General features: G+C 43.8%; 15 protein-coding genes. 11 read left to right on the forward strand and 4 right to left on the reverse strand.

Features of this window, described 5'->3' with window-relative positions:
• Positions 1–243 precede the first annotated feature (243 nt).
• From ACNURT_RS14180 to ACNURT_RS14195, 4 genes are read right to left on the reverse strand one after another with little or no spacing between them, the layout of a single operon-like run.
• Complete coding sequence (locus ACNURT_RS14180) at positions 244–759, reverse strand: TlpA family protein disulfide reductase (RefSeq protein ID WP_419698229.1); 516 nt, start codon at positions 757–759, stop codon at positions 244–246.
• The gene (locus tag ACNURT_RS14185; RefSeq protein ID WP_419698230.1) at positions 752–928 is read right to left on the reverse strand and encodes a hypothetical protein; all 177 of its coding nucleotides are present in this window, start codon (positions 926–928) and stop codon (positions 752–754) included. The genes ACNURT_RS14180 and ACNURT_RS14185 overlap by 8 nt, the downstream gene beginning before the upstream one ends.
• Positions 929–946: 18 nt before the next feature.
• Positions 947–1,360: a DUF6691 family protein gene (locus tag ACNURT_RS14190; protein ID WP_419698231.1), complete on the reverse strand. Its 414-nt coding sequence runs from the start codon at positions 1,358–1,360 to the stop codon at positions 947–949.
• A complete protein-coding gene (locus ACNURT_RS14195) occupies positions 1,361–1,921 on the reverse strand; it encodes a YeeE/YedE family protein (protein WP_419698232.1) in 561 nt (186 codons plus the stop codon).
• Positions 1,922–2,069: 148 nt separating this feature from the next.
• Here ACNURT_RS14195 and ACNURT_RS14200 point away from each other — a divergent pair, with 148 nt between their 5' ends.
• The 11 genes from ACNURT_RS14200 to eat all read left to right on the forward strand — a co-directional run bounded on the left by ACNURT_RS14200 (position 2,070) and on the right by eat (position 16,297).
• Entirely contained in the window at positions 2,070–2,621 is a 552-nt protein-coding gene (locus ACNURT_RS14200; protein ID WP_419698233.1) for a hypothetical protein, read from the forward strand.
• A 251-nt stretch (positions 2,622–2,872) separates the two neighbouring features.
• Entirely contained in the window at positions 2,873–3,808 is a 936-nt protein-coding gene (locus tag ACNURT_RS14205) for a hypothetical protein (protein WP_419698234.1), read from the forward strand.
• A 27-nt stretch (positions 3,809–3,835) separates the two neighbouring features.
• The gene (locus ACNURT_RS14210) at positions 3,836–5,389 is read left to right on the forward strand and encodes a phosphatase PAP2 family protein (RefSeq protein WP_419698235.1); all 1,554 of its coding nucleotides are present in this window, start codon (positions 3,836–3,838) and stop codon (positions 5,387–5,389) included.
• Positions 5,390–5,495: 106 nt separating this feature from the next.
• Positions 5,496–6,311, forward strand: a complete 816-nt coding sequence (locus ACNURT_RS14215; RefSeq protein WP_419698236.1) for a hypothetical protein — start codon at positions 5,496–5,498, stop codon at positions 6,309–6,311.
• Between the two features lie 96 nt (positions 6,312–6,407).
• Entirely contained in the window at positions 6,408–7,511 is a 1,104-nt protein-coding gene (locus ACNURT_RS14220) for a hypothetical protein (RefSeq protein WP_370995602.1), read from the forward strand.
• Positions 7,512–7,602: 91 nt separating this feature from the next.
• Positions 7,603–8,067: a RidA family protein gene (locus ACNURT_RS14225; protein ID WP_370995601.1), complete on the forward strand. Its 465-nt coding sequence runs from the start codon at positions 7,603–7,605 to the stop codon at positions 8,065–8,067.
• A 154-nt stretch (positions 8,068–8,221) separates the two neighbouring features.
• Positions 8,222–9,334 (forward strand): D-TA family PLP-dependent enzyme, encoded by a 1,113-nt coding sequence (locus ACNURT_RS14230; protein ID WP_419698237.1) that lies wholly within the window; start codon positions 8,222–8,224, stop codon positions 9,332–9,334.
• Between the two features lies 1 nt (position 9,335).
• The gene (locus tag ACNURT_RS14235) at positions 9,336–10,406 is read left to right on the forward strand and encodes a dipeptidase (RefSeq protein WP_419698238.1); all 1,071 of its coding nucleotides are present in this window, start codon (positions 9,336–9,338) and stop codon (positions 10,404–10,406) included.
• Positions 10,407–10,802: 396 nt separating this feature from the next.
• Positions 10,803–13,400: an MGH1-like glycoside hydrolase domain-containing protein gene (locus ACNURT_RS14240; protein WP_419698239.1), complete on the forward strand. Its 2,598-nt coding sequence runs from the start codon at positions 10,803–10,805 to the stop codon at positions 13,398–13,400.
• Between the two features lie 445 nt (positions 13,401–13,845).
• Positions 13,846–14,778, forward strand: a complete 933-nt coding sequence (locus ACNURT_RS14245) for a sugar phosphate isomerase/epimerase family protein (protein ID WP_419698240.1) — start codon at positions 13,846–13,848, stop codon at positions 14,776–14,778.
• Positions 14,779–14,950: 172 nt separating this feature from the next.
• The gene (gene eat / locus ACNURT_RS14250; RefSeq protein ID WP_419698241.1) at positions 14,951–16,297 is read left to right on the forward strand and encodes an ethanolamine permease; all 1,347 of its coding nucleotides are present in this window, start codon (positions 14,951–14,953) and stop codon (positions 16,295–16,297) included.
• Positions 16,298–16,320 lie beyond the last annotated feature (23 nt).

Here is a 16,320-nt window from a genome sequence, read left to right on the forward strand (position 1 = left end):
TCTTTTGTTTATCAATTTATAGGATAATCTACAAAAGAATATAGGTGCGCCGATAACCAAGAACCAAAGGACTGTTGTGAAAATTATATACTGCCACATTATTTTTTGGGCTTTTGCTTTACCTCTTTCTTAGGCTTCTTTTCAGTAGCTGCCTTACTAACGCTCGCTTTAATTATTGAGTGAAATATGTTAGATGCTTCTTTGGGTTCTTCTTATCCTCTGCCATAATGCGAATTTACAGAATTAAAATAGTTTCTCGTGGACTAAATAAAATGCGTGGATTTGGTACTGGGGCATAGGCTTATTAGCGTTATAAGCCTTTTTGCTTTCTTCAATCACTGTCTTTTGCACTAGCATGCCTATTCTTTCTGCATCCGCTAACTCTCTAAAGTTAGCGGCATTGGTGTGTTTAAATACCAGTTCGCCTTTTTTGTTAAATATCAACGTAGTGGGAATGGTTCCATCCATGATGTTTTCTGGTATGTTGCCTGCTAACGTGTAAACAGGCAATATATACTGATGCTTTTTCATAAACGCTTTGGCTTTTGTATAGTTATTGTCAACATCTGCCAGTATAAAAACCGCATTGGGATAGTTTTTATATCGCTTATAAAAAGCGTTAAGATTGGGCATTTCCGCTATACAGGGCGGGCACCAGGTAGCCCATAAATTTACAAATATCACTTTACCCTTTAAACTATTTGTATTTAAAACATTTCCGCTGCTATCTATGAAAGCAATATTAACAGGATCAGCCAAAGGCCCTTTTCGATACCTGAACGTGGATCTCGGGTTTAAAAAAGCCAATACCTATCAAACCTCTTATTAGTAAACTTTTAGCTGTTGGATTAACCAGCATAACAACGATAATAGCCGCCGATAGCAGATAGATAATATTGCCAAATGTTATTTTTTTCTTCTTTACCATATCCAATCCAACAGTAAATCAGTGCGGAAGTTTATCCCGGAGCAACCCATAAACCCAGGTACCTGTAATAGCGCTGAGTAAGGTAACTATAATTACCGCGAAACCGCTGCCGATCTGGGCGAACAGCGGGCCCGGGCATGCACCGGTTATGGCCCAGCCCAGGCCAAATATCAAGCCACCATAAACATTACCCCAATGGAATTTCTTAACCGGGATAACAATCGCTTCACCAGATATAGTTTTTACCTGGAAACGCCTGATGAGCAAAACAGAGATAAGGCCTATTACAATGGCGCTGCCGATGATGCCATACATATGGAGTGATTGTAACCGGAACATTTCCTGTATCCTGAACCAGGACACCACTTCTGATTTAACCAGTACAATGCCAAAAAGCATTCCGATGATGAGATATTTAATGTTACGCGTCATTTATAAGCTGATAAGGTAAGGTAAAATAAACCAGGTCATGGCAAAACCACCCGCCATAAAACAGCAAGTAGCTACAACAGATGGCCATTGTAAAGTTGATATGCCCATGATGGCGTGACCAGACGTACAGCCGCCCGCATACCGGGTGCCAAAGCCCACCATAAAACCTCCGATAACTATAAAGATAAATCCTCTTAAAGTTAACAGCTGACTAAGGCTGAATACATCATGTGGCAATAGACCACTAAAGTCGGTAATGCCTTGCTGTTTGAGCAGGGTAGTGGTGTGCGGGTTAATTTGAACCGGGTGATTGCCCGATAAATATTGTGTGGCTATAAAACCACCCAGCATAATGCCGGCAACAAAAAACAGGTTCCAGCTTTCCTTTTTCCAGTCGTATTTAAAAAAGGAAATATTTGCCGGCAAACAAGCCGCGCAGATATGCCTTAATGATGATGATATACCAAATGCTTTATTGCCTGCTAATAAAAGAGCAGGAACCACAAGGCCGATCAAAGGGCCAGCCACATACCAGGGCCAGGGTTGTTTTAAAATATCCATATTGATACCTGATAACTATATTATGGTAAAGATATTTATTGTGTGAGCAATACACTACTGCCTAATGATTTATTCATTTTTTATTTGTTTTTATCAACCGTATCAATATATTTACAATTCATTATATCCTATTAATTGTCTCTTTCTGGTGAAAAGGTTTGTAGCCATATTATTACTGAATGTGCATCTGTTCAATCTGGGCGGATATAATTTGGTATTTAAGTACTTAATTCACCAATCAGAAATTCAAATAGTTAAACAGATCTACGAAAATAAGGTAGATGCCACCAAGCTTGTCGAAATAAAACTTCCTGTTCATTTACCAAATATCCATGACTGGAACGATTATGTAGTTGACCATGGTCAGCTGCAATTAAAGGGGGTTTACTATAATTATTTAAGATACAAGGTAACCCGCGATACCATGTCGTTCATTTGTATAGCCAATAGTGTGAAAACCCGCCTGGTAACCGCCAATTTAATTATAGCTAAAGAATTTTGCGATGTACCTCTGAGTAAAAAGGGGCACGAAGCGCCGATTAAAAAAGTAAGTTTCGGTAACGAGTATAGTTGCCAAATGATGCATTACCGGTTTTTAACGTTTTCAACTACGCTTAAAACCACTATGAACCCTATATTCTACCATTTGAGTTCACCCTTCATTGAATCCCCAGGCAAGCCTCCAAACTTCACTTGCTGATCACAACCCTTAAATGATGCTGTGTAATGACTTTGCATGCTTTATTTTAAAGCTGCAAGCGTATTTAATTACTTCCTAAACTAATGTTTGGGTCGTATTTGGAATATACCTCAGTCACTTGTAAGCACAATTTATGGATTGATTGTCTTTTGTATTGCTGATTGGTTATAAAAACCGGTTATCAATAACCATTCGCCGGGTTATGGCCCGGTGACAGATTGATTTATTAGCCTCACCCTAATTAATTATATATGATAGAAAATTTATCAAAACTTTTCTGCAGATGCTGTTTAATTATAGCCTTTTGCCTTGTTTTATTGCCCTTTGCCAGGGCGCAAACCGATGCTGACGCCTTGATGATCCCCAAGAATTATTTTTGCGCCGCCGGTGTATATACCCATAGCAGTTGGGATCATTACTGGGAAGGCACATTTAAGCGCGACAATCTTAATCTGGGTACAGTAAGTACCAATGTGTACAGCCTGGGTGGCAATTATGGTTTATCAAACCGTATCAATTTATTATTTATGGTTCCCTATGTTACCACCAATGCTACCGCGGGTACATTAAGGGGCGAACATAATTTTCAGGACCTTACAGCATCTATCAAATGGATGGCCATAAAAGAAGAAATTGGCAAGGGTTTATTCAGCCTTCACGGTATTTTATCCGGATCGATACCGTTAAGTAATTATGAAGCTGATTATTTACCCTTATCTATCGGACTTCATAGTAAAAATGTGGCTTTGCGTGCTTTAGTGAACTACCAGACGGGCCGGTTTTTTGTTGCCGGGGCTGGTCAGTATATCCGTCGGAGCAATATTAAGATTGACAGAAACTCTTATTATACTACCGAGCTGCATTATACCAACGAGGTGGAAATGCCTAATATGACCAACTTCCTGGTAAGTTCGGGCTATAGAAGTTTAAAGTTCAATGCCGAAGCCGTATTAACCAAAGTAACTACGCTTGGCGGTTTTGATATCCGTAAAAACGATATGCCTTTCCCAAGTAACAAAATGAACTCAACACTGGCTGGGGTTATATTAAAATACAGCCTTCAATCCATTAGTGGACTGGAATTTACCGCCGGAGGGAATTACGTTTTAAGTGGCCGTAACGTAGGGCAAACCCGTACATTTTACGGCGGAGTATATTACGTTTTCAGTACCATAAAACAGAAATAGGAAGGTAAATATTTAATGACGATCAACATGAAAAAAACATTACGCTATATAGTCCCGATCCTGTTTTCAGGTTTTGCTTTTTTAAGCTCCTGTAAAAAAGATATTACCGATCGTACTTCATTGTACCCTGCATTAGCACCGGCCAATATCGACTTGAATGCTGATACATGGAAACCGGTACTCGTTACTGATTTTAGCGCATTGAGTGTAGCTGCTCCTGATGCATTAACTTCACCGGCATACGTTGCTGATATTAACGAGATCAAAGCGCTGCAACGCAGTTTGACCGATGATCAAAAAGCGAGCATCAAATACTGGAGCGCGGGTTCGGTTTTGAGATGGAACGAAATTTTACGCGAACTGGTAGCAAAACACAACGTGGCTCCCTATCAAAACCCAGATGGTACTTATCCGGCTCCCAATTCAGCTAATCCTTTTAATTATCCGGAATTCCCATTCTCCAACCCGCCATATGCAGCAAGGGCTTATGCTTACGTTAGCGCAAGTCAGTATGATGCGTTAATAGCCGCCTGGCATTTTAAAAATGTGTACAAGCGTACAGCGCCATATAAAAACGATACGGGAATAAAACCACTGGTGCCTACATCCGATCTGCCCTCGTATCCAAGCGAAGATGCTGTTGTAGCAGGTACTACTGTAGAGATGATGAAATTGTTATTCCCCACAGAGATCGCCTATATACAGCAAAAAGCTGACGAAGAAAAACTATACCGTATTATGGCAGGGGCAAACACCCGCGGCGAACTTAATGCCGGCGAGGCATTGGGCAAACAGGTAGCCGCCATATTTGCTAACAGGGCACGTAATGATCGTGCCGGCAAGGCTATCGGTACACCAGCTATCTGGAAAGGTTATGAAACCGCGGCCACCGCCAAAGGCGAACAATTCTGGATAAGCCTGGAAACACCAAAAAGGCCTCCTATGTTGCCGCTGTTTTCAAAGGTACTGCCGTTTTTGTTTGATACGCTTACAGTAGTTGCATTAAGACCGGCGCCTCCTTACTTAACCAACTCGCCGGAGTTTAAGAAAGAGACTGAAGAGGTACTGGCCTTCAGTAAAGACCATTCCCGCGATCATGAAACACAGGTGGCTTTTTGGGCCGATGGTATTGGTACATATACTCCCCCCGGCCATTGGGATGCCATTGCCGCAGATGAGTTTGTAAAGCAAAACTATAGCGAAATACGCTGGGCTCGCAATTTTGCATTACTGAACATGGCCGAAATGGATGCCGCCATTGTTTGCTGGGATACTAAATATTTTTATTTTAACCAGCGCCCGTCGCAGGCTAATCCGGATATTAAAACGCTGACAGGGGTGCCTAATTTCCCCGCGTATACCTCGGGTCACTCCAATTTTAGCGCGGCAGCGGCAGCAGTATTAACCTATTTGCTGCCAGATAGGGGTACCAAATTTACCGATCTGGCACATGATGCCGCCATGTCGCGGTTGTATGGGGCTATACATTACCGCAGCGATTGTGAGATCGGTTTGCAAACCGGTGCCAAAGTTGGTCAGTATGCGGTGCTGAGAGGAAAAACAGATGGAGCAGATAAATAGAGTATTGGGAACAAGGATTTTCAGATCAAAGAGCAAGGATTTTGTTTTTATTAACTGCCTTAAAATCCTTGCTCCTTGCTCCAAAAATCTATAATCATAAAAAAGAATGTTACGTTTAACCACCGATCAAAAAATTTATTTCACGTTAAGACTGGCCTGTGCTATGTGTTTTATAGGGCATGGCGCATTTGGCATTATCACCAAGCAAATATGGTGTAACTATTTCGCGGTGATGGGGATTGGGCATAATGAAGCCTATCGCTTAATGCCGGTTGTGGGTTCCATTGATATTTTGATGGGGATATCCATATTGGTTTACCCCACACGTGCAGTGGCGGGTTGGCTGGTGATATGGGGGATTATTACTGCCTCTTTCCGACCCTTATCAGGCGAACCTTTTGCTGAGTTTATTGAACGTGCAGGTAATTTTGGCGCCCCGCTGGTATTGTTGATGTTGCAAGGTGGTATAAGGATACCCTTAAAGCAATGGTTTGCCCGCATGAATGATCGGGTAGTAATTGAGCCAACCATGTTAAAATCAGTGATAGGCAGCTTAAGGGTAATAGCATTTTTATTACTATTAGGCCACGGCTGGTTAAACCTGATACAAAAAACCGGATTACTGAAACAGTATCAATCCCTGGGTTTTCATGAGCCGGCTAAAACCGCGTTGATCGCGGGGGCTTTTGAAATATTTGCAGCTCTATCTATACTCATTCGTCCGTTTAAAAATTTATTGCTCGTATTTATTATCTGGAAAATAACAAGCGAACTGTTTTATCCTCATTACGAAATTTTTGAATGGATAGAGCGGGGAGGCAGCTATGGTGTGCTGCTGGCTTTATGGTTCGCGCTAAAAAAAGCACCGTCGGGTTTTACTGTGTTCCCCTGGAAAAACACCAAAGATTTGAGATTTAGTTGATTAATAAAAAATCCTGTATGAGAGCAGGTGAAAGCCAGGTATGAGAGCCTGGCTTTCTTAAACAGATTATCATAACCCAATTTAACTTATAAATACATGAAACTAACGTTACGCTTACTTTTCTCTATCGCTTTTTACATGCTTTTTACTAATACACAAGCAAACGCGCAAGGCTGCGTAGCCATCCGCAGCACGGGTGGTTTGTGCACTATGGATGAACATCCCGACAGTACCAACACCAACAGCAGCTGGCTGCTGAACAGCAATAACCGCTATTTCCGTTCATACAAGCACTTTGTTGGCACTCAGGAGCAAAAACAACGTATTGCCCAGCACACCAATGTAATCAACCATTCCTATACCCAGGATATTACCCTTACCCGCATTTTCAATAACCGCTGGTCGTTTGCGGTTGATCTGCCCATATTGGATAACAGCCGGTCGTCATTATATGAGCACGGTGGTAAAGAGCGCTTGAGCACCCATTCATTTGGTTTGGGCGATATCCGCTTAACGGCTTATGCCTGGCTGCTTAATCCGGCCAAAGCCCGTAAAGGAAATATCCAGGTTGGCCTGGGCCTTAAACTACCCACCGGCAACTACAATTACCAGGATTATTTTTACCACACTGCTGCTAATGACGCCAAAACGCTGGGCCCTGTCGATCAATCAATACAACTGGGTGATGGCGGCACAGGCATCACTACGGAGATTAACGCTTATTATAATTTTACCCATCAGTTTGGTTTGTATGGTGGCTTTTATTACCTCATTAGTCCGCGCGAGCAAAATGGAGTCTCATCGGCCCGCGGCGGTACGCCAAGCGCCAAGGCAGTGGCTAACGGAAGCGACATCATGAGCGTACCGGATCAGTTAATGATCAGGGGAGGTGCCAGCTATGGCGTTGGTAAGTTTGATTTTTCGGGCGGTGTGCGTTACGAATGTTTGCCGGTAAAAGACCTGGTAGGCGGCAGCAACGGTTTCAGAAGGCCGGGTTACATCATCTCTGCTGAGCCGGGTGTTACTTATCGCCTCAAAGCATTATCTATATACGCCTTTGTTCCAGTGGCCCTGAAACGTGATCGTACACAAAGTGTGCCGGATAAGATCAGTACGCAGCTAACAGGAACCTATACCCAAGGCGATGCCGCCTTCGCCGATTATGCTATTAACATTGGCGTTACCTTTAAATTTAAATAGAATACCATATAGTTGATTAATTCGGAGCCGGGAGTGAGATCCCCGGCTTTTTTGTTGCTAATTATTGCCTAAACTTTATAATTTTACCGGTATGAACACTCCCGAAGAAAACTTCGCGGCGCTGGGTTTAAACCTGCCGCCCGCACCAAAACCGCTTGGCGTTTATAAGCCTTGTTTAGTTGATGGCAAATATCTCTACCTGTCGGGCCACGGCACTGTGCAGGATGATGGTACCCTGATCATTGGCCGTATAGGTGATACCATTTCGCAGGAAGACGGCAAACTGGCAGCCCGCCAGGTTGGTTTAGCCATGCTGGCTACCATTAAGGCCAATATCGGTAGTCTTGATAAGGTAAAAAGAGTGATCAAGGTATTGGGTATGGTAAATTGTACCTCCGATTTTGAGAAACACCCATTTATCATCAACGGCGCCAGTGAGCTTTTTGCCAAAGTATGGGGCGAAGAAAACGGCATAGGTGTACGCAGCGCCGTAGGTATGGGCTCCTTACCTGATAATATCCCAGTTGAAATAGAGGCATTGTTTGAATTATTTTAGTGAATAGAGAATGGTGAATAGTGAGTTGAAACCACAATAAAAGTCAGGCATGGTAATTAATCAATAATCCTTAAATCCAGGGAATCAAGGTTCAGACAAAAGCTAAAAACTCATCATTCACTATTCACCACTCACAACTAATCATTCACCACTCATGACTCAGAACTGGTACATCATTGACGATATAGAGAAGCTGGATACGCCTGCTTTGGTGGTTTATCCGGATAGGGTAAAGGCTAATATCGAGCTGCTTAAAACCATGATCGATGATGTGGCCCTGTTGCGCCCGCATGTAAAAACGTACAAGAATAAAGAGGTTACCCTATTACTGATGGATGCGGGTATCCGGAAATTCAAGTGCGCTACTATTGCCGAAGCGGAACTGCTGGCCATATGCAAAGCGCCTGATGTACTGCTGGCCTATCAACCGGTTGGCCCGAAGCTTTATCGCTTTATAAAGCTTATACACGCCTACCCGGCAACTAAATTCTCCTGCCTGGTTGATAATACTGCCGCGGCGAATGAAATATCCGAGGTTGCTCAAAAATACAAGCTGTGTGTTGATGTTTATCTCGATATTAATGTAGGCATGAACCGCACCGGTATAAAAGCCGGTTTTGAGGCTCTGCAGTTATATATGGATTGTGCCGTATTACGGGGATTGAACCCGGTAGGTTTGCATGCTTATGACGGTCATATTCATGATGCCGATCTGGCTACGCGTACCGAACGCTGCAATGCCAGTTTTGAGCCGGTTTTAAAGCTACAGCAGGATATAACAAACCGCGGCTATGCTGGGCCTGTAATTGTTGCCGGCGGATCGCCTACTTTTCCCATACATGCTAAAAGAGGGGTGGTGGAATGTAGCCCCGGTACTTTTGTTTATTGGGACAAAGGCTATCAGCTGGGTATGGCCGAACAAGGTTTTTTACCCGCCGCTCTGGTAATATCGAGAGTAATATCCCTGCCCGGCGCTACTAAGTTGTGTCTGGATGTGGGCCATAAATCCGTATCTGCCGAAAATGAACTAAGCAAACGCATCTACTTTTTAAATGCGCCCGAACTGGTTCCTGTAGGCCAGAGCGAAGAGCATTTGGTGGTAGAGGCCGGCGAGGGGCATGCTTACCAGATAGGCGATGTATTATACGGTATCCCACACCATATATGCCCAACCGTAGCTTTATATGAGCGCGCTTATACTATTGAAAATAATGCACTTAAAGACGAATGGCTCAATGCCGCCCGCGACAGAAAAATAACGATCTGATATGTTTATAATTGATGCCCATTTAGACTTGAGCATGAACGCGCTCGAGTGGAACCGAGACCTTACCCGTCCGCTGGCCGAAGTTAACCAACGTGAACAAGGTCTCACCGATAAGCCCGACCGTGCTAAAGCTGTTGTTACTTTACCCGAGCTGCGTAAAGGCAATATCGGCTTAGTGGTTGCTACGCAGATAGGACGTTATGTTGCCCCCGATAACCCCTTACCAGGCTGGCATTCACCCGAGCAGGCCTGGGCACAAACACAAGGGCAGGTAGCCTGGTACAAAGCGATGGAAGATGCCGGCGAGATGGTGCAGGTAAATGATCTGCCATCGCTGGAGAAACACCTGCAGCTTTGGAACGATAGTCAATCCACAGAAAATAAGCCCGTAGGTTACATATTGAGCCTGGAAGGCGCCGATTCCATCGTTACTGTTCAACACCTGGAACGTGCTTATAATTATGGCCTCCGTGCTGTAGGCCCAGCCCATTACGGACCTGGTCGTTATGCGCAGGGCACCGATGCAACGGGCTACATGGGATCTAAAGGGCATGAGTTACTCAAAGAAATGGAGCGCCTTAACATCATCCTGGATGCTACGCATTTGTGCGATGATAGTTTTTGGGAAGCTCTTGACCATTTTAACGGTCATGTTTGGGCAAGCCATAATAACTGTCGTGCATTGGTGAACCATAACCGCCAGTATAGCGACGAAATGATCAAAGCGCTGATCGATCGTGGAGCGGTGATTGGTGCCGCGTTGGATGCCTGGATGATGGTACCCAACTGGGTGAGGGGACAATCAACCCCAAAAGGTATGAATTGTAACCTGGAAGTAATGGTTGATCATATCGATCACATTTGCCAGATTGCCGGCAATGCCCTTCATATAGGTATGGGATCTGACCTCGACGGCGCTTTTGGTCGCGAACAATGCCCTTACGACCTGGAAACCATTGCCGATTTGCAAAAAGTACCCGCTTTGCTCAAAAAACGAGGCTATACCGATGTTGATATTGATAATATGATGCACGGCAATTGGTTGAGGTTTTTAAGAAATGTGTGGGCGTAAAAATCTCAAAGATGGTTCCCTCCCCACGGGAGGGGTGCGGTTGTCTGTGTTGTGGTAGGGAGGGGTTTCTTGAACTGTTGCCTTACTTATAGCAGAGTCGACTTACCCCAACATCGCTCCGCTTGTTGGCCCTCTCTTCGCCTACGGCGGAAAGAGGGCGGTGAAATACTATTTTTTACCTTCTCATCGAGATAAAAGAAAAAGCCCCTCTTTCCGGCGAAGCCGAAGAGAGGGTGCCCGAGCGAAGCAACGGGCGGGTGAGTCTAATCATCGCCCTGATAATAGCATGCGGGCTTTTCTTCATTCCCATGTAAAACAAACCATCCAATTATATTATCTTTCCTTAAATAAGCCTAATTTGCAAACACTTGCTTTAAAAAGGCATGGTCATCTATCATGAATGCAGAACAATCGAGGTTAAAAGATACCAGTTGGAAAAAATGGGGCCCTTATGTAAGTGATCGTCAATGGGGTACTGTACGTGAAGATTATAGTGCCAATGGCGATGCCTGGAGTTTTATTACGCATGATATGGCCCGCAGCAAAGCCTATCGCTGGGGCGAAGAGGGTATAGCCGGCATATGCGACAGGCAGCAGAACCTCTGTTTTGCCATAGCCCTTTGGAACAAAAAAGACCCCATCATTAAGGAACGCTATTTTGGGCTCAGTAACCCGGAAGGAAACCATGGTGAAGATGTAAAAGAGATCTATTATTACCTGGATAGCACACCCACGCATTCGTACATGAAAGCGCTGTACAAATATCCGCAACAGGCTTTTCCGTATGAATGGCTTGTGGCCGAAAACAAACGCCGTACCCGTAAAGATCCGGAGTTTGAACTCATCGACACCGGGGTGTTTGACAACGACGCTTATTTTGATGTGTTTACCGAATATGCCAAAAACGCGCAGGAAGATATCCTGATCAAAATAACCATTCACAACCGCGGCGATCAGGACGCGTCTTTAAATGTAATGCCCACTTTATGGTTCCGCAATACCTGGAGCTGGGGTTATAATGATTATAAACCCTATTTAGCAGCCAACGGAACAGGCAGAATAGAAGTATCGCACAAAGACCTTGACAAGCTTTGGTTGCATACCGAAGGTTCACCTGAACTGTTATTTTGCGATAACGAGACAAATAGTGACCGGCTTTATAATTACGATAACGGCATCAAATATCATAAGGACGGTATCAATGATCATATCATACACGGTGACGATACCGTTAATCCCCATAATATCGGGACTAAGGCAGCGGTTAATTATGATATTACAGTAGCTGCAAAACAGAGCGTTACTATACGGCTCCGTTTATCGCCCGATGCCAATTATAGTTTTGAAGATTTTGACCAGATATTTACTACCCGAATTACGGAGGCCGATCAGTTTTATAACGATATATACAGCAACAAAGCCGATACCGATCGCAGTTTGATACAACGGCAGGCTTTTGCCGGTATGATGTGGAACAAACAATTTTACTATTGCGATATACGCCACTGGCTCCGTGGCGATCCTGCACAACCAGCGCCGCCCTCTCAACGCAAAGATGCCCGTAACAGCAAATGGATGCATCTGAATACCCGCGATGTGATATCCATGCCGGATAAATGGGAATATCCCTGGTTTGCTGCATGGGATCTGGCGTTCCACTGCCTGGCGCTGGCCCGTATTGACATGGCCTTTGCCAAAAATCAGCTCATATTGCTTACCCGCGATTGGTATATGCACCCTAACGGACAGCTACCGGCCTATGAGTGGGATTTTGGCGATGGTAACCCGCCGGTACATGCTATGGTGGCCTGGAGCATTTACAAAACCGATAAGGAAGCCAATAATGGCAAAGGGGATACCTATTTCCTGGAGCGGATATTTCATAAGCTGATGCTCAATTTTACCTGGTGGGTAAACCGTAAGGACGCATCGGGCAATAATGTATTTGAAGGCGGCTTTTTGGGTTTGGATAATATCGGTGTTTTTGACCGTAACATGCACCTGCCCAGTGGTCAGCACCTGGAACAGGCCGATGGCACCAGCTGGATGGCCATGTACTCGCTTAACTTACTCCGTATAGCTACAGAACTGGCCGTGGATGATAATGCTTATGCCGATATCGCCTCTAAGTTTTTTGAGCACTTTATTTATATAGTAGGTGCCATGTCAAACCTTGGCGAAAACAATGAAGGGCTTTGGGATGATGAGGATGGCTTTTTCTATGATCAGATCAGTTTCCCGGATGATGGTTCCATCAAAATGAAAGTGCGCAGTATAGTAGGGCTTATCCCCCTGTTTGCTACCGAAGTATTGAACGAAAGCGATATTACCGACAGCCCTATATTTCGCGACAGGATGAAATGGTTTGCCGAGAACCGGCCCGACCTGGCGTCGCTGGTTTCGCGCTGGAATGAGAAAAGCGCCAATGGCAAACACCTCATCAGCTTGTTGCGTGGTTTCCGGATGAAATCCATCCTGAAATACATGCTCGATGAAAAGGAGTTCCTGAGCGATTATGGAATCCGCTCACTTTCTAAATATCATCTGGATAAGCCATTTCATGTAGCTGTAAATGGTGTTGATTTTGGTATTGGATATACGCCTGCCGAAAGCGACAGCGGTTTGTTTGGCGGCAACAGCAATTGGCGTGGCCCTATCTGGATACCCATCAACTATCTGATCATTGATAGCTTGCACCGTTTTTATGAATATTATGGCGATGATTTTAAAGTAGAATGCCCTACAGGCTCAGGTAATTATATGAGTCTTAAAGAGGTGGCCAATGAGCTTTACCGCCGGGTATCTAAACTGTTTTTACGCGATGAGAACGGTAACCGCCCGGTATTTGGCCAGTACCACAAAATGCAAACCGATCCGAACTTTAAAGATTACATCCTTTTTTACGAATATTTTGACGGTGACAACGGTCGCGGAGCAGGTGCATCTCATCAAACCGGCTGGACGGGGTTGATAGCTAATTGCCTGTATATGTAATGATGCATATCGTTAAGCCGACAAGTTTTTTGTATATTTATTTCAATAGCAGCCCGGTCTCTTTTTAATAGAGAACCGAGCTGTTTAGTTAAAAGAAAACAAGATCAAAAACTGACCGGTTGGTATATCGTTGATTGCTAAATCAAATACTTTTTAAACCTTTCAAAACCCAGCAAAAATTTGTTAAAAAGTGTTAAAATGGCCTTAAAGTTTAGTTAAATAGGCCAAAAGTGATACGTTTTTGCTCTGGTTCGGGCTGAAAATTGTTAAAATTTAAGGTTTAAAAAGTTTTTGATCATGGTTTTTTGCCACGAAAATTTGCAATAGCCGGTGAAAAATGATCGCCAAATAATTTATTGTGTAATAAAGACACAATAAAGTTTAATTTCGACATAAAAATTATTTAGTTTTACTGTACCACTTACAAAAACTAAAAATTATCAGCATGAATTACAACAGGAGAAAGTTTATCCAAAGCGCTGGGGCACTGGCTCTTGGCACCATGGCGCTATCCAGCAAAGCAGGTACATTGTTCAACAATGTAAAAGGCCAACACGCTATTGGTTTACAATTATTTACATTCTTTGGTGTTATTGACGAAGATGTAAAAGGGACCCTCACCAAAATAGCCGGTTTAGGCTATAAAGAGCTGGAATCGGCCTTCAGCAAAAAAGGCGGTTACTATGGCATGAGTCCAAAAGAGTTCAAAGCTATGGTGAATGACTTGGGCATGGCCTGGACATCACACCACGTACTTGGAGCGCCATTCAAAATGCCACCAGGGGCTAAAATGCCTGTAGGGGCAGATGGCAAACCTCTGGTGATACCTCCCATGAAAAACCTGCGCGACGATATGCAGCAATTGGTTGATGATGCTGCCGAAGGAGGGATCAAATACCTCGTTTGCGCCAATTCGCCCACCGGTACGATGGAGGAAATCAAATCAACTATAGAAGTGCTGAACAAAACAGGGGAGGCCGCCAAAAAAGTAGGGATACAATTTGCGTATCATAACCACGATATGGAATTTCATCCGGTTGATGGTAAAGTTCCGTATGATCTGTTACTTAGTGAAACCGACGCCCAAAATGTAAAAATGGAACTCGACCTGGCCTGGGCTATAAAAGGCGGCAAAAATCCAGTTGAAATGTTTAAACAACATCCCGGTCGTTTCCCGCTATGGCACGTTAAGGATCTGGATGCGAAGCGTGAAATTATATTACCTGTAGGCAGCGGAACAATTGATTTTAAACCCATTTTCGCAGCGGCAGCCTCAGCAGGCATGAAACATTTCTTTGTAGAGCATGATATGCCTAAAGACCCGTTGGCCAGCATAACCAACAGTATTGGTTATCTGAAAAATACGCTGAAGGTGTGATGTTTCATTAGTTCAGTTGTTCTTAAATTTGGTATTAGCATTTCTCTTTTAAGCTGTTACTAATGAATCAATGAGCAAGTGAACTAATGAGCTACTTAACAATTCCATAATATACTGTCATTTTGATTTAACAGCGGCTTTAAGTATCTTAAAGCCGCATTAAACAAAAAATATGGCAACACCCCCGGCAGAACAGTTAAAGCGAGTATTAAAACCTGTTCACTTGTGGGCGATAGCTGTCGGGCTGGTTATTTCCGGTGAGTATTTTGGCTGGAATTTGGGTTGGGCAGTATCGGGAACTATAGGTTTTTTGATAGCTACCCTGGTGGTTACCGTAATGTATATCACCTTCATTTTTAGCTATACAGAGCTTACCACTTCTATTCCGCATGCAGGTGGCGCTTTTGCCTATGCTTATAGGGCTATAGGCCCCATAGGCGGATTGATTGCCGGTTATGCAACCCTGATTGATTTTTTACTGGCATCACCGGCTATAGCTATTTCGTTGGGGAGTTACCTGCATTTTTTATACCCGGCTATACCTATTATGCAGTCGGCTATGCTATTTAATGTGGCATTCATCATACTGAATATATCGGGTGTAAAGGAATCTGCCACATTTTCGGTATTCATTACCATACTGGCCGTAGCCGAGCTATTGCTGTATATGGGTATTGTATCGCCCCACTTTAAAATGGAGAATTATCTGAGTAACCCTATGCCTTTTGGTTGGGCTGGTGTATTTGCCGCATTGCCCTTCGCGGTTTGGTTTTACCTGGCCATTGAAGGTGTGGCCATGGTTGCCGAAGAGGTTAAAGAGCCCAAAAAGAATATCCCAAGAGGTTATATATCAGCGTTGGCTACATTAGTAGCATTAGCCCTGGGCGTTATGATATTAACCGGGGGAGTAACTGACTGGCGCAAACTCAGCAACCTGGATTATCCGCTACCAGAGGCTATTGGTATTGTTTTAGGCAAAGCAAGTGGCCTTACTAAAATATTTGCCAGTATTGGTTTGTTCGGACTTATTGCATCATTACACGGTACTATACTGGCTTCTTCCAGGCAAGTATTTGCTATGGCACGTAGCGGCTATCTGCCACGGAGACTTGCTGGAATCAATCACAGGTTTAAAACACCGCATTGGGCGCTTATTGCCGGTGGGGTAGTGAGCTTTATAGCCATTTATTGCGGCACTACAGGTCAGATCATCGTACTATCGGTACTTGGTGCCATTGTAATGTATTTGATGAGTATGGTGAGCCTGTTTATCCTGCGTAAAAAAGAACCGCGATTAGAAAGGCCTTTTGCTTCGCCCTTTTACCCGATATTCCCGGCTACGGCCCTTATTATATCAACGATATGCCTGTTCGCTATTATCTGGTTTAATTTGGAGGTGAGCGGTATATTCTTTGCCGGTTTGGGTGTGGTGATTGCGGTTTTTATAGGGATGGGAAAGCATAAAATAGCGTTGACCGACGAAATGATGATGGCGCCTGAATTTACAGAAGTGAGATAGAGATACTAATGAACAATTGAACC

The organism is Mucilaginibacter sp. NFX135, from assembly GCF_048565145.1.
Lineage (GTDB): Bacteria > Bacteroidota > Bacteroidia > Sphingobacteriales > Sphingobacteriaceae > Mucilaginibacter.

Coding starts and splice junctions, on each gene's coding strand:
- ACNURT_RS14205 (WP_419698234.1), top strand. CDS start 2,873: ATGATAGAAAATTTATCAAAACTTTTCTGCAGATGCTGTTTAATTATA.
- eat (WP_419698241.1), top strand. CDS start 14,951: ATGGCAACACCCCCGGCAGAACAGTTAAAGCGAGTATTAAAACCTGTT.
- ACNURT_RS14235 (WP_419698238.1), top strand. CDS start 9,336: ATGTTTATAATTGATGCCCATTTAGACTTGAGCATGAACGCGCTCGAG.
- ACNURT_RS14195 (WP_419698232.1), bottom strand. CDS start 1,921: ATGGATATTTTAAAACAACCCTGGCCCTGGTATGTGGCTGGCCCTTTG.
- ACNURT_RS14245 (WP_419698240.1), top strand. CDS start 13,846: ATGAATTACAACAGGAGAAAGTTTATCCAAAGCGCTGGGGCACTGGCT.
- ACNURT_RS14190 (WP_419698231.1), bottom strand. CDS start 1,360: ATGACGCGTAACATTAAATATCTCATCATCGGAATGCTTTTTGGCATT.
- ACNURT_RS14220 (WP_370995602.1), top strand. CDS start 6,408: ATGAAACTAACGTTACGCTTACTTTTCTCTATCGCTTTTTACATGCTT.
- ACNURT_RS14185 (WP_419698230.1), bottom strand. CDS start 928: ATGGTAAAGAAGAAAAAAATAACATTTGGCAATATTATCTATCTGCTA.
- ACNURT_RS14240 (WP_419698239.1), top strand. CDS start 10,803: ATGAATGCAGAACAATCGAGGTTAAAAGATACCAGTTGGAAAAAATGG.
- ACNURT_RS14230 (WP_419698237.1), top strand. CDS start 8,222: ATGACTCAGAACTGGTACATCATTGACGATATAGAGAAGCTGGATACG.
- ACNURT_RS14225 (WP_370995601.1), top strand. CDS start 7,603: ATGAACACTCCCGAAGAAAACTTCGCGGCGCTGGGTTTAAACCTGCCG.
- ACNURT_RS14215 (WP_419698236.1), top strand. CDS start 5,496: ATGTTACGTTTAACCACCGATCAAAAAATTTATTTCACGTTAAGACTG.
- ACNURT_RS14210 (WP_419698235.1), top strand. CDS start 3,836: ATGAAAAAAACATTACGCTATATAGTCCCGATCCTGTTTTCAGGTTTT.